The organism is Vibrio metschnikovii CIP 69.14, assembly GCF_000176155.1.
Classification (GTDB): domain Bacteria; phylum Pseudomonadota; class Gammaproteobacteria; order Enterobacterales; family Vibrionaceae; genus Vibrio; species Vibrio metschnikovii.
The window spans coordinates 247,475-262,356 of sequence record NZ_ACZO01000006.1; the positions used below are offsets into that span (position 1 = coordinate 247,475).

The 14,882-nt window shown below is 44.6% G+C and carries 11 protein-coding genes and 1 tRNA gene; 4 read left to right on the forward strand and 8 right to left on the reverse strand.

Going from position 1 to position 14,882, the window contains the following annotated elements:
• From VIB_RS04700 to VIB_RS04710, 3 genes are all read left to right on the forward strand, one after another.
• Positions 1-420 (forward strand): protein tyrosine phosphatase family protein, encoded by a 420-nt coding sequence (locus tag VIB_RS04700; protein ID WP_004394838.1) that lies wholly within the window; start codon positions 1-3, stop codon positions 418-420.
• A gap of 45 nt (positions 421-465) precedes the next feature.
• The gene (locus tag VIB_RS04705) at positions 466-2,085 is read left to right on the forward strand and encodes a SulP family inorganic anion transporter (protein WP_004394839.1); all 1,620 of its coding nucleotides are present in this window, start codon (positions 466-468) and stop codon (positions 2,083-2,085) included.
• Positions 2,086-2,405: 320 nt separating this feature from the next.
• The gene (locus VIB_RS04710; RefSeq protein ID WP_004394840.1) at positions 2,406-4,010 is read left to right on the forward strand and encodes an ABC-F family ATPase; all 1,605 of its coding nucleotides are present in this window, start codon (positions 2,406-2,408) and stop codon (positions 4,008-4,010) included.
• 61 nt (positions 4,011-4,071) lie between these two features.
• On the opposite strand, the gene VIB_RS04715 is transcribed toward VIB_RS04710, so the two are convergent.
• The 6 genes from VIB_RS04715 to VIB_RS04740 form a co-directional block, all read right to left on the reverse strand.
• On the reverse strand, positions 4,072-5,472 hold the full coding sequence (locus tag VIB_RS04715; RefSeq protein WP_004394841.1) for an HD-GYP domain-containing protein: 1,401 nt from the start codon (positions 5,470-5,472) through the stop codon (positions 4,072-4,074).
• 137 nt (positions 5,473-5,609) lie between these two features.
• On the reverse strand, positions 5,610-6,224 hold the full coding sequence (locus tag VIB_RS04720; protein ID WP_004394842.1) for a glutathione S-transferase family protein: 615 nt from the start codon (positions 6,222-6,224) through the stop codon (positions 5,610-5,612).
• Between the two features lie 12 nt (positions 6,225-6,236).
• A complete protein-coding gene (locus VIB_RS04725; RefSeq protein ID WP_004394843.1) occupies positions 6,237-7,274 on the reverse strand; it encodes an NADP-dependent oxidoreductase in 1,038 nt (345 codons plus the stop codon).
• Positions 7,275-7,373: 99 nt separating this feature from the next.
• Positions 7,374-7,970: a TetR/AcrR family transcriptional regulator gene (locus VIB_RS04730; protein WP_004394844.1), complete on the reverse strand. Its 597-nt coding sequence runs from the start codon at positions 7,968-7,970 to the stop codon at positions 7,374-7,376.
• 36 nt (positions 7,971-8,006) lie between these two features.
• Positions 8,007-8,351 (reverse strand): YajD family HNH nuclease, encoded by a 345-nt coding sequence (locus VIB_RS04735; RefSeq protein WP_004394845.1) that lies wholly within the window; start codon positions 8,349-8,351, stop codon positions 8,007-8,009.
• Positions 8,352-8,486: 135 nt separating this feature from the next.
• On the reverse strand, positions 8,487-9,443 hold the full coding sequence (locus VIB_RS04740) for an endonuclease/exonuclease/phosphatase family protein (RefSeq protein WP_004394846.1): 957 nt from the start codon (positions 9,441-9,443) through the stop codon (positions 8,487-8,489).
• 363 nt (positions 9,444-9,806) lie between these two features.
• On the opposite strand from VIB_RS04740, the gene VIB_RS04745 reads away from it, so the two are divergent.
• Positions 9,807-10,781 (forward strand): transposase, encoded by a 975-nt coding sequence (locus VIB_RS04745; RefSeq protein WP_004394847.1) that lies wholly within the window; start codon positions 9,807-9,809, stop codon positions 10,779-10,781.
• A 542-nt stretch (positions 10,782-11,323) separates the two neighbouring features.
• On the opposite strand, the gene VIB_RS04750 is transcribed toward VIB_RS04745, so the two are convergent.
• Positions 11,324-11,414 (reverse strand) — tRNA-Ser (locus tag VIB_RS04750).
• A gap of 157 nt (positions 11,415-11,571) precedes the next feature.
• Entirely contained in the window at positions 11,572-14,853 is a 3,282-nt protein-coding gene (gene nifJ / locus VIB_RS04755) for a pyruvate:ferredoxin (flavodoxin) oxidoreductase (RefSeq protein WP_004394848.1), read from the reverse strand.
• Positions 14,854-14,882: the final 29 nt, after the last annotated feature.

Genomic DNA, 14,882 nt, shown 5'->3' on the forward strand with positions numbered 1-14,882 from the left:
ATGTTGACATTGATTACATTAACCCCACAACTGACCGTTGCACCGCAAATTGAGCCAAGTGATATCGAACAGATCGCTGGTTTAGGCTTTAAATCGGTGATCAATAATCGGCCCGATGGCGAAGAAAGTGGCCAGCCATTGAATCAAGTGATTGAACAACATGCCGATCAGCTTGGTTTAGTTTATGTTCATTTACCCGTGGTGGGTGGCCAAATTAGCGAAGCTCAGATCCATCAATTTGGTGAATTGTTACAGACGCTCCCTCAACCTATCTTAGCTTTTTGTCGCACGGGAACCCGTTCTAGTATGTTGTGGTCATTGGCAAGTCAAGATAGCGCGATATTCAGTGAGCGTTTGCAGGTTGCTACCAAGCAAGGCTTTAAGCTTGATGGTCTCGACGAGCGATTTGCTCAGCGTTAAGCACAAGCGCGGTGAGTTGAAATTAAAGTAAATAGGAATCAGCCAATGAAGCTAGCTTGGCGTCAATATCTGCCCATCGTGACTTGGTTGCCGGAATACACTCGTCAGGCTGCCAGCAAAGACGGAGTGGCGGCGATCATTGTCACCTTGATGCTGGTGTCACAAAGTTTAGCTTATGCGATTGTGGCTGGTTTACCTCCAGTTTATGGCCTATATGCCAGTATTTTACCGCTGGTGGCTTACACCCTGTTGGGGACCAGCAAAACGTTGGCTGTTGGGCCGGTTGCGGTGATTTCGTTAATGACGGCAGAAGCGATTGCGCCTTTACATGATGTTGGGACACACGCTTATGTAACGGCTGCGGCGACGCTAGCGTTTTTATCTGGGCTGATGCTGTTAATCATGGCGGTGTTTCGTTTAGGGTTTTTAACGACGTTTTTAAGTCATTCGGTACTGTCCGGTTTTATGACTGCCTCTGGCGTTGTGATTATTTGGGGGCAATTACCTAAGTTACTGGGCTTACCAGTAGCCGATGGCTCGCTCAATGAAGTGTTGGCTGCTGTACACTATCCGACCTTATGGCTGGGGCTGGGGAGTTTAGTACTATTGGTGCTTGGCCGACGTTATTTCTCCTGCTTATTACAAAACCTTGGCTGCTCTGCATCGTGGGCGGGCCATATCACCAAATTACTGCCGGTGATGGTCATGGTCGCGAGCATATTGATCATTGATTACTTTCCACACCATACTCAAGGGGTGAGTGTGGTTGGTGCTATTCCGACGGGGTTACCAAGTTTCGTGATGCCGGTGTTGGAAACCAACTTAATGGTTCAATTGTTGCCTGCAGCGCTGCTGATCAGCGTGGTCGGGTTTGTTGAGTCAGCGTCGGTTGGCCAAACGTTAGCGGCGAAAAGACGTCAACGGATTGAACCAAATCAAGAGTTGATTGCTTTAGGTGGGGCGAATATTGCCTCTGCGATACAGGGCGGGTTTCCGGTTACGGGGGGACTTTCTCGTTCAGTGGTTAACTATGATGCGGGAGCGGAAACACCATTGGCGGGCATGTTGACCGCGATAGGGATCGGCATCACGGTACTGTATTTCACCCCATTGTTTAGCTATCTTCCTCACGCGGTTTTGGCGGCGATTATTATTGTTGCAGTATCGGCTTTGATTGATATTAAAACCATTTTTACTACGTGGCGCGCCGCAAAAAGCGATGGTGTGGTGATGTTAAGTACTATTGTTGGAGTGCTCTTTATCAATATTGAGTGGGGGATCATCATTGGCGTGCTGCTCTCATTAGTGATTTTTTTATGGCGAACCAGTCAGCCGCACATCGCGGTGGTGGGATTAATCGAAGGTAGTGAACATTTTCGTAATGTGCAGCGTTTTCAAGTTAAGCAAAGCAAAACGGTATTAACTTTACGCATCGATGAAAGCTTATATTTTGCCAATGCCCGTTATTTAGAAGATAAAATTCCAGAGTATTTAGGTAGCTACCCTGAAACTCAGCATTTGGTGTTGATGCTGTCTGGCGTCAATCGTATCGATAGCAGTGCCTTAGAAAGTTTACATTTAATCGCAGAGCGTGTTGCTCAATCGGGTATTACTATGCATTTGTCTGAGGTCAAAGGCCCCGTGATGGATGAAATACAACGCTAAACGTTTTTAGAGCATTTCACAGGGCAAATTTTTATCAGCCAATTTCAAGCTTTTAGCTACTTAACTCAAGCCGAGCATCCCGATGAGGACTGGCGAATCTAACGCTACACCATGGGAAGACTTCTGTGATTAATCTCTCATATCTATCATTTGTGTGATAAACCTGTATAATTCGCCGCCTATCTATACCCTGATGATGTTCACCGATGGCTAGTCCGATGTCGGGGCATCATTACGGTATCAATACCTATTAATTGGTGTGTGACCGTTATCGGTTGTCACCCAGCGGCTCGTTCATATTCATACCTAGGAAGACTTCTTTGATCTCTACTGCCAACATCACCATGCAATTTGGTGCAGAACCCTTATTTGAAAACATTTCTGCTAAATTCGGCAACGGTAACCGCTATGGGTTAATCGGTGCGAATGGATGTGGTAAGTCGACATTCATGAAGATCCTCAGTGGTGCGCTGACACCAAGCTCTGGTAACGTTTCGATGACGCCTGGTTTGAAGCTCGGCGTGTTGAGTCAAGATCAATTTGCCTTTGAGCAATTTAGCGTGATTGATACCGTGATCATGGGCGATCGTAAGCTGTGGGAAATTAAACAAGAACGTGAACGAATTTACGCATTACCTGAAATGAGTGAAGCCGATGGCATGGCAGTCGCTGAGCTAGAAAGCGAATTTGCCGAGATGGATGGTTATACTGCGGAAAGTCGCGCGGGAGATATTCTACTGCAAGCAGGTATTGAAGAATCGTTGCATTTTGGTTTGATGCAGCAAGTCGCTCCTGGTTGGAAACTGCGTGTCTTATTAGCGCAAGCTCTGTTTGCTAACCCGGATATTTTATTGCTTGATGAGCCGACCAACAACTTGGACATTCATACCATTAACTGGTTAGCAGAAGAGTTGAAGCAGCGTAAATGTACCATGATCATCATCTCTCACGATCGCCACTTCTTAAATGCCGTCTGTACCCATATGGCTGATATTGATTATGGTGAGCTGCGGATTTATCCGGGTAATTATGATTATTTCTTAGAGGCATCAAGCTTGATTCGTGAGCAACTGCTAGCGGGGAATGCCAAAAAAACCGCTGAGCTGAACGAGTTACAAGATTTCGTCAACCGTTTTGGTGCCAACGCTTCAAAAGCTAAGCAAGCCAGTTCACGTGCCAAGAAAATGGATAAAATTAAGCTTGATGAAGTGAAATCAAGTAGCCGAGTAAGTCCACATATTACCTTTGGTGAAGGGAAAAAACTACATCGCCAAGCCCTTGAGCTACAAGAGTTAGCGCATGCCTTCGATGAAGGGCCATTATTTGAAAAAGGTAACTTGTTGCTAGAAGCGGGAACTCGATTGGCGGTAATTGGTGAAAATGGTGTCGGTAAAAGTACTTTATTGCGCTGTTTAGTCGGTGAATTGGCTCAAACGCAAGGCGTAGTCAAATGGTCAGAAAATGCCTCCATCGGTTATTGTCCTCAAGACAATACCGCCGATTTTGATAACGATTTAACCGTCTTTGAGTGGATTTCACAATGGCGCACCGCAAAGCATGATGATCTGATTGTACGTGGTATTTTGGGGCGTCTGCTGTTTAGTGCCGATGATGCCAACAAAAAAGCCAAAAGCTGCTCCGGTGGAGAAAAAAACCGCTTAATGTTTGGTAAATTGATGATGTTAGACGTCAACGTTTTAGTCATGGATGAACCAACCAACCACATGGATATGGAAGCGATTGAAGCGCTAAACACGGCGCTAAAAGGTTATAAAGGTACCTTGATTTTTGTTAGTCATGACCGAGAGTTCGTATCTTCTTTGGCGACGTCGATTATTGAAATTAAAGATCAGCGCCTGCAAGTCTTTCAAGGCACTTATAACGAGTATCTTGCCCATCAAGAAAAACTACTCAGCGCCGCTTAGGTTTGTTATACCGATCGCCACGATGGTTAGATAATCGTGGCGGTTCATCTTTATAGTCTTATTAAAGATCGATTGATTGCCACTCAGGCAGTTTTTTAATCGCGATGGTTAATGCATTAAAGCAATCCACATCAATCGCGGTGTGTAGGTTGTCTTGCATTATTGCTAGTGCCTGAGGGATAGGAATCGCACCGCGATATGGCCTTTCAGCGGTAATCGCATCGAAGATGTCAGCGGTAGTGATGATCCGAGTCATTAGTGAAATCTCTTCGCCTGCTAATTGTCGCGGATAACCGGTCCCATCGAGTTTCTCGTGATGAGCGGCTGAAATGGTTGCCAAAGAGCGGAAAGCTGAAATGTTGATTAAGATTTGTTCAGTAAGTGAGGCGTGAGCTTTAACGGCTTCCCATTCTTGATCGTTGAGCTTATCGGGTTTATCCAAAATGGTATTACTGACCCCAAGTTTACCCAAGTCATGCAGCAAAGCCGCGCGTTTTAGCCAACGACGTTGGAGCGGGTCAATACCTAGCTGTTCGGCGATCAAATCAGCATATATCGCTACGCGTTGGCTGTGATCGGCGGTATAGGGACTTTTCGCGTCGACAATTTTGCCAAAGGCACTAACAATATCATCGAAATAATCATCATCGAGATAAATATTCGCTTGAGCCGGAGCCATTGCCATTATACGTTGGCGTATATCTTGCGCTTTGAGCCCATCAACAAACGATTCAGTTTTAGCAATAGAGACCAGAGTATCCACTAACGCTGGGTCAAACCATTGACCACTGCGTGATTGCACTTCTTGTAAAGCGGTTGAGAGATTGTGTTGATATTGAAATACGTCCACCACTTGAGAGAGTAGGGCGATACGAGAGTAAAGTGGAATTTGTTCTTGCTGCAATTGTTCGGGTCTGCCCTTGCCATCCCAATGTTCATCTAAACTGTGGATACCTAGCGCAACCGGTTCAGATAAGCGCAGCTCACGAGCAATGTCAGCGCCTCGCGTGCAGCGAGTTTGAATTAATTCTTGTGCGTAATCACCGCCATTTTTCAATATATCCAGCGTTGTGCTGATCCTTTCTATCCAACTTTGCCCAGCACCTGCATGTTTGATGACAAAGTTTATCGCGCTGGATAAGCTGGTGCCGATGGTTTTGTAATTACGTTTAAATGTACGATCATCGGTCATGTATAACTCACAAATTCGCGCCGCGTTACTACTACAGCCCGCATCTTTGAGTAATAAGGTAAAAAACAGATCGTGGTGTTGTGTCTCATCTAGGCCAATCGCTTGGCCAATGTGCATGCCAATCCAGCAGCAACGAATACAATGCTCTGGCGGTTGCCCTTCCGTCATATCGAGTGCGGCAGTTAAGGCTAACATCAGTTCAGAGAGCGGCATGAGGGGCTTAGAATAAGGTTGCGGTATGTGGTTTTCTAATATCGAATTTTCATGCATTAAGGACGGCTCTCAATAGCTTGTTACGGATATCCTTAGCTTAGTCGATTGTCGAGCGGATAGGCGAGAAATCAGCGAGTATCGATAAATCGCACCGCATTAATTTATGCCGTGCGATGTTGATGATTACCCTAAGACTAAGCGTATTGCGCTTCGAGTTGATTGGCTTTTTGATAAGCGGGGTGTGTGGCCAACTGACGCAAATAACGCGCAATATTTGGATAGTGTTCGATGACACCATCTTTGACCAAGATCTCTGCAATAAATGACATCATGATATCAGCCCCTGTGAGTTGCTCGGCGACCAAATAGGTTTTATCGACTAAAGATTGGTCAAAATAGCGCATTACTTGCGCTGCTTCGTGATCAGCATAGCCTTTTAAAAAGTTGGTTTGACAACCATCTTTTGCGACAAACATCTGTAATAATAACGGTAAAATTGCAGAACTTTCAGCAAAGTGCAGCCATTGTTGATAGTGAACGTAATCAACACTGCCACGTTGCGGAGCAAATTGTCGGCCGTATTTGTCAATTAAATAATCGGTGATCGCCCCCGATTCAGTAACGATCAGTCCATCATCTTCAAGGACAGGTGATTTACCGAGAGGGTGTACGGTTTTTAGTTCGGGCGGTGCGAGAAACGTCGCTTTATCCCGTTGATAAGCGACAATTTGATAGTCGAGGCCCAATTCTTCCAGTAACCAGATAATCCGCTTTGAGCGTGATTGATTAAGATGATGCAGGATGATCATGATTTTTTCCTTTTAGATTGAAAGTGGTTGATTGACTTCAATCACCACTTTGCCAAAGTTTTTACCTTCCAGTAAACCGATAAAGGTTTGTGGTGCATTGTCTAAACCGGAGATGACTTGCTCGCGGTAGTGGATTTTTCCTTGGCTAAGCCATTGACTCATTTCGCGGGCAAATTCGCTATAACGATCGCCGTAATCATCAAAGATGATAAAGCCTTGCATACGAATGCGCTTAGTGAGTAGAGTGCCCATCAGTAGTGGTAAGCGGTCGGGGCCAGTAGGTAGCGCGGTCGCGTTATATTGGGAAACTAAACCACAAACAGGAACGCGAGCTGAAGTATTCAGCAGCGGTAATACCGCATCAAAGACTTTGCCGCCAACATTCTCATAGTAAACATCGATGCCTTGTGGGCAGGCTTGGGCGAGTTGCTGAGCAAAATCATCCGCTTTGTGATCAAGACACTCATCAAATCCCAGTACTTGTTTGGCATAACGGCATTTTTCTTCTCCGCCTGCAATACCGACTACGCGACAACCTTTGATTTTGCCAATCTGGCCGACGGTTGCGCCAACAGGGCCAGTTGCTGCGGCGACAACCAAGGTTTCCCCTGCTTTAGGCTGACCAATATCCAGTAGTCCCATGTAAGCGGTAAAACCGGGCATCCCCATCACGCCTAATGCATAGGAAGGGGTTATCGGATCTCGCCCCAGTTTCAATATGCCTTCACCATTGGAGATGGCGTAATCTTGCCAACCAGTATAAGCAAGCACCCACTCACCAACAGTAAAGTCTGGGTGATGCGAGGTTTCAACTTGGCATACAGTGCCGCCGACCATCACATCATCAATCGCAACAGGTTCAGCATAGGATTTAGCATCGCTCATGCGTCCACGCATATAAGGGTCGAGAGAAAGGTAAATGGTGCGCAGTAATACTTCACCTTGCGCAGGAGTTGGTTTGGCCACGTGTTGTAAACGAAAGTTACTGTCAGTCGGGGCACCATGTGGCCGAGAAGCCAGTACGATTTGGCGGTTGATCGTTTGAGTCATACATCAAATTCCAGTTATTAAATTAGACCAGTCGTCTAATTTTCGTGGGTAAAAAACCGCTATCGAAATAGCGGTATTCTATATAGACAAGCCACTGGTTTAACTTACGGGTTTGCCTTGTAATATTTGCTCGGTGGTGATAAGTGCTTGAGCAAGCCCTTGATTATCTTGACGAAGTTTACTCAGCAGGCTCGCGCCAATCCACAAATTATATAACAGCTCAGCGGTTAGCTGGCTGTGCTGAACGTAAATTGAGCCTTCATTGACCCCTTGCTCAATACATTGAGCAATCGCATGGATAATGGCATTCGCCCCATTCAATAGTGCGATGCGCATCGCATCAGAAAGATCAGCGACTTCAGCACTTAACTTCACCACTAAACAACGCTGCGCATGGCACTGACCTTCACTTTGCTCATGCCAGTATTGCCAATAGCGCATTAATCGCTGGTAAGCGGTGCCGTGTTGGTCGGCAAATAGGTCATGAATTCGCTGTGAGTAATCAGCAAAGTAATCATTGATTAATGCCTCGCCAAATTGCTCTTTCGATTTAAAGTAATGATAAAACGAGCCTTTTGGTACGTCAGCGGTTTTTAACAATTCAGATAGGCCAACATTGGTAAAGCCTTTACTCACCACCAGTTGGTAGCCGACATCTAAAATATGTTGACGAGTATCATTGGTTTTCATGTTCATGACGACACTATAAAAATAACTAGACCAGTCGTCTAGTTATTTTTTCATCATTTTAGCTAAATCGGCAAACGGGTTGTAAGTCGCGCTTTGGTGCTCATCAAGCTTAGCGGTTGACTCAACGCCGTAACGTTCATGTTCGAGATACTTTGAATGCTCATGATCGTGACAATATAAGCATAGCAGCTCCCAATTGCTGCCATCTTCCGGATTATTGGTGTGATCATGATCTTTATGGTGCACGGTTAACTCGCGCAAGTTGGAGTACACAAATTCCCGAGCACATTTACCACATACCCATGGGTAAAGTTTGAGCGCTTTTTCTCGGTAACCACTTTCTTTACGTGCGTAATTGGCACTCGAACCGTAAAAATCCGACGACATATTGCATTCCTATCTTTAAATTTTCTTTGACGATATTAAAGACTAAAAGCCGCCGCAGAGCAAAGCTTGTATGAGGTTTTTGTCGGAGAGAAAGCGCTCAGGGCTAGGTTTTGCCTAATAGAGGGTGACTAACAGCTAAACTGTGATTGTCACCGCCACCAAAGCATGATCGGTACTAAAACTATCATCAGCAAAACTTGGGTTAACTAAATGCTGATCCAAAACCGTATAGCCGCTGATATTGCCTTTAGGGGCTGTTGATAAGGGAGAAAAGTCGGCGGAAAGTAGAATGTAGTCGAGCACCGATCCCGTGGCCCCTGCATAATAAGTCGCTTGGCGCATTTGCCCGGTTGCTTCGCTATAGATATCCCAACTGTCGTAAAACACATAATCACTCAGAGGATCTTGCGTTTCTGGTTTACGATACAAAGCTTGAGACATCAAACCTTGAAACTCTTCATGATGCAAAGGCTTATTAAAATCCCCCATTAGTACAAACGGGCGCTGAGTTTTTTGGCGAGTATGAATAATATATTGATGGGTTAAATTGACTTCAAAGCCACGCTGCACGGTAGATAACCAACGGCCAAGAGTTTCTTGTTGCCATTCTTCCACCAGATTGTTCGGGGCTTGGGCGGCTTCCGTAGCGCGCTGAGATTTAAAGTGCACGACATACACATCGATAGCCCCAAGTTTTGGGACTTCAATCGTCGCGTGCAGAGGAATACGATGAAAACTGAACGCTTGGTTTTGCTCAGGGAGAACAGCTTGTAATGGGCTTACTTGGGTTAAAGGGTAACGAGAAGCCAGCGCGACCACTGGATGGCGATAAATGTAGTCATCTTCAATCATTGGACTATCGACACACACCACGTGCGGGTAACCCAGAGCATTCATTTGTTGGCGTAGCGCTGCAAAACTGAACACTTCTTGAAAACCAATCACATCCGCGTTCAACTGCTGGATTTTAGTTGCAAACCAAGCGTTTTTTTTCTGCCACTGTTCATTGGTGTATATATTATCAAATTGATAAAATGCGTTGGGCGGCTCTAAGTAGTTAAACAGGTTAATCGTGGCCAAGGTTATCGTCATAAGTATTCTCGTCAGTCGCGTTTAAATTGATCTTATACCTCCTTTAAAAGGACATATGAATCCTTTAAAAGAATCCTTTAAAAGGACACACACCAAAAGTATGAAAAAAGAATGATTTTTAGTCTTTTGGTGATTTGATAGCACATTTAATCATCATTTATTGCTAAGGTTCCTTCACGTTTAATGGAGGACACTACTTTGACCACCGCTCGACAACAACTGGTTTCTACGGATGTAACATCTTATTATCAAGACCTTTAAAAGGACACACACCAAAAGTATGAAAAAAGAATGATTTTTAGTCTTTTGGTGATTCGGTAGCACATTTATGCATCATTTATTGCTAAGGTTCCTTCACGTTTAATGGAGGACACTACTTTGACCACCGCTCGACAACAACTGGTTTCTACGGATGTAACATCTTATTATCACTGCGTTTCTCGCTGCGTGAGGCGTAGCTTTTTATGCGGAAAAGATACGTTGACCAATCGTTGTTATGAACATCGCAGAGAATGGATAGAACAAAAAATCTATTCGTTAACGAACGTCTATTGCATTGATATTTGTGCATACGCCATTATGAGTAATCATTATCATCTGGTTGTAAATATTAACCAAAATAGAGCATTAAAACTCACATTTCATGAAGTCGTTGAACGTTGGAGCCAAGTGCACAAGCTACCGTTTTTGATTCAACGTTGGCAAAGTAAACAACTCACTAGCCTAGCTGAACAAACGCGCTGCATTGAACTAATTGAAGTTTGGCGGGCAAGGTTATCGAGCTTGAGCTGGTTTATGAAAGAGCTTAATTACGACATTGCTTGTAAAGCGAACAGGGAAGACAATTGCACTGGACACTTTTGGGAGAGCCGTTTCAAAAGCCAAGCACTACTTGATGAAAAAGCATTGGTAGCGGCAATGGCTTATGTTGATTTAAATCCGATTCGAGCGGGGATCGCTGATACCCTAGAAACTGGTGAATTTACTTCGATAAAAGCCAGAATAGATGCACTAAATAAAAATTTAGCGACAGCGCCTTGTTTGCATCCCTTTATTGGTAACCCAACTAATGAGCCGCGAGAGGGGATCCCTTTTCGTCTGATGGATTATTTAGAGTTGGTTGACTGGACCGCTCGCCAATATCGAGACGGCAAAGCGTCGATGAGCGATAAAATGCCAAATATCCTGTCACGGTTAAGTTTTAATTCAAGGGATTGGCTAAAAATCTGCACTAGTCTAGAGAAGTCGCGCGCGACAGCTATCGGTACTCGGCCTCAGGCGGTAATAGCGAAAGTGCTTCTGAAAAAACAAAGAGTACAGCTTTATCTCTTGGAATAAGCAACCTAACAACTGCTAAAGTCTAGTAAAAACGAGCCAGTAATTGTGCTGGTGGTAGTCCCTTCTTTTGAAATCACCCAACTATTTGATGTTTTACTTTTATATCTAAGTAAGGCCGTTTCTGAATCGCACATCAAGGTTAGTTTTTAAATCGATCACAGCGTTATCGAATGGATTTATAAGTGTATGTCCTTTTAAGCGCTTTGCAAACTGGGTCATGGCCAGCAGCAACCTTGAAGTCCGGTAGTAACGAACACTAAACCCTTACAGGCAGCATTATGGCCAAGAGAAAAATGTAGGTGTGTGTCCTTGATAAAGGAACGAATTTTAGTTGACCACTACAGTGTCCTTGATAAAGATTGAGAGACGAATCTCTCTTGGATAACCAAGAGAAGTCTGTAGTGCAACAGGAGTGGAAATACGTGTATAAAACACGTTATTGCTCAATTTAATCAAATACATATGTATCACCTATTTGTATTAGGTGACATTTGATCATCTTAAAACGAGAAAAGCCCCTGATTACTCAGGGGCTTAGAATGTGGCGGAGAGATAGGGATTTGAACCCTAGGATAGCTATTAACCATCGCCGGTTTTCAAGACCGGTGCTTTCAACCACTCAGCCATCTCTCCGTGTGGCGCGAATAATATAAGGCTTCTTAGTGCTTGTAAAGTCCCTTCGATTTCAAGTGAATAAAATGCGAGCAAAAAAGGCATTTTTATTTCCTTAACTGGCTCAAACCAACCAGTAAAGTGATATTTATGCTGGCTGGTTTGAGTTTTATCGCTGTTATTCAGTAACTTTTCCTCCGACTTCGGCATAGAGTGGCCAGTCGCCACTTTTAACTAAGTTGCGAGTAAACTCGGCGCTGTGTGCTAAGTCATAATTGTGTTCAATACAGGGTGAGTATGCGATCACTAAAGATGGACCTTGGTGTTCACCCGCGGCTTTTAAGGTCTTAATGGTGTGATTCATATTAGCCGCGAGTGCAATTCTGGCCACATAAACACCGGGGACGTGGCGGTAAAGCTCAATCAAATCTTTCGCTGGATTTGGATTAGGCTCGCTGCATAATTTCGCCGTTTGGCCTTGTGGGGTTGATTTAGACTTTTGTCCCCCAGTATTGGCGTAGCATTGAGTATCAAGCACTAATATGTTGATATTTTCACCACTTCTTAGTACATGATCGAGTCCACCGAATCCAATATCGTAGGCCCAGCCATCACCACCGATTAGCCATACTTGTTTTTCGACTAAGTAATCCAAAAGAAGATGCAGCTCAGCATGTTGAGGTTGTGCTTCAATCTGATTTTGCAAAGCTTGAATTTGCTGGCGACGTTCAGGAATATTCAACGCTTGAATGTTATCCGAACCTCCTTGTTGGGCTAATACATGCTCTGCTCGTGATTGAAGGGCTTTGACAGCCAGTTTCATACCCAGACCAAACTCGGCATTATCTTCAAATAAGCTATTGGCCCATGCCGGCCCTCGTCGATCCGCATTTTGACTATAAGGTGTTGTCGGTAAGTTACCACCAAAGATAGAAGAGCATCCGGTTGCGTTAGCAATGTATAGTCTATCCCCAAACAGTTGAGTTAGGGTTCGAATATAAGCGGTTTCGCCACATCCAGCGCAGGCATTAGGGTATTCAAAGTAAGGCTCAACATGTTGAAGCGTTTTGACATCAATACGTTCTTGTTGATAAATATTTTGTGTTGGTAAGGCTTCAAAGCGTTCAAATTGACCTACCTCCTGATCGTAACAATCGGGTTTGGCGACCATCATCAAGGATTTACGTTCAGGATTTTTCTTATCTTTACCCGGACAAACGTTCGCGCACAGCTGACAGCCAGTACAATCGTTGGGTGATACTTGCAAAGTATAGATAGCATCTGGTTGATGACGAGAGCGGTAAGGCATGGTTTTTAATGGTGATAAATCTTCGCCTTCTGTTGGTTCGACAATTCTCGCTCGAATGGCTGAGTGCGGACAAATCGCGACGCAGTAACCGCATTGAGTGCATAAATCTTCCGACCAGACAGGTAGCTGCTCGGAAATGTCTCTTTTTTCGAGATGCGATGTGTTGGTTAGCCAGCAGCCATCTGCGGGAAAGGCAGACACTGGCAAGCTATTTCCTTGTCTAGCGAGCAGTTGTTCAACTAACGATAAGGGCTCTGCAGAAGCACATGGCTTAGGGGCGATAAAGCTAGAGGCGACATGAGCAGCAAAAGGATTGTAATTAATATTCTCTGGTGTGGCTTCGATACACGCAATACTTCGTGTAATCAGCTCGGCCGATTTTCCTTGCAACTGTTGTTCACATAGGTTGCGCAGTTGGGTAAGCAGGGCTTGGTTATCTTGTTGATTGGTTAACAGTAGGGTGGTGGCGACCTGCATGACCACACTGGTTTTATTGTTAAGCTGATGTTTTGCCACCAGTTGATCGGCATCAAGGGTGATCACGCGAATTTGTTTCGCTTGAATTACGGCTTGTAGTGACGTCGGAAGTTTATACCACAGCTCACTGCCTGTTTTATTGGTATTGATCAGTAAAATGGCACGATGAGCGAGGTGAATACTGATGTCTATATCCCGTAATAATCCTTCTTGGCTCAGTGAAATGAGCTGCGCTTGACGGATTGGATAAGGCGTTCGAATCGGCTGTGATGAAAAACGTAAGTGAGTGGTGGTAATATTCCGTGATTTTTTTGAATCGTACTCAAATTGCGCATTGACGTTCGATTGATAATGTTGACCTAAAACCTTAAGCACATTTTTCCCAGCGGAAACGCTGCCATCTCCCCCATAACCATACATCAGCACTTGTTGTAAATGGTCGTCATTATGAGTGAGTTGGGCGATAGGTAAGTTGAGATGTGTCTTGTCATCGGAAATACCGATCACAAATTCTCTTTTTTGTTGCGCTTGAGGAGCCGAAAGCATATTAAAAATTTGCTCAGCATCTTCAGGATAAAAGGGCTTTCCGGCTAACCCGTATCGACCACGATATAAAGTAATCGAGCGAGGCAGGGTTTGTAATGCATGTAATACATCAAGATATAACGGTTCTCCGCTCGATCCTGGCTCTTTGGTTCTGTCTAGCACTGCGATTTGTTGCACGGTATTTGGCAGGGCTTCTAATAGCGCTTCACTGGGGAAGGGGCGATAAAGATGTATGCTGATCACGCCAATTTTCTGGCCGAGATTGACCTGTTGATCAACATAGCTTTTCAGGGTTTCGGTGACTGAACCAAGTGCCACAATAACCTGAGTCGCTTGTGGGTGACCAGTATAGCTGACTAAATGATATTGTCGTCCAGTATGCGCGGCAAAGTCATCCATGATGCTTTGTACGATAGATGGCGTTTGTTGATGATAGCTATTTTGCGCTTCTCGGCATTGGAAATAGCTATCACTGTCTGCGGTTGCACCACGTAGGCTTGGCCTATCAGGGGTTAAGGCTCGCTGACGAAACGCAAGTAGATCATCACCGGAAAGTAATTGCTTAATGGTTTGCTCATCGAGAGGAATAAGATTGGTCAGAGCATGTGAAGTGATAAATCCATCAAAAAAATGAATAAACGGTAACCGACAACGCAAAGAAGAAAGCGTCGCAATCAACGCCATATCTTGCGCTTGCTGGCCATCCGTTGCACATAACATGGCAACACCGGTCTGTCTCACGCTCATCACATCTGAATGATCACAAAAAATTGATAAAGCATGAGTGGCTAAAGCACGCGCCGCAACATGAATCACACATGGCGTGAGTTCACCAACCAGTTTATATAAGGTTGGTATCATCAATAATAAACCTTGTGATGAGGTAAAGGTTGTTGCTAACGCCCCACTCATTGCGCTGCCATGTACAACAGCAATGGTTCCTGCTTCCGATTGCATTTCAATCAGCTGAGGCACTTCCCCTAAAAGATTAGGCCGTTTTTGTGCTGCCCATGACTCACATTTTTCTGCCATAGTTGTGCTTGGGGTGATCGGGTAAACGGCGATCACTTCACTCAATTGGTAAGCAACTTGAGCTACCGCGGTATTAGCATCAGTAATCCAATTCATCACTCTGGAACCTCTGGTTAATCACAATG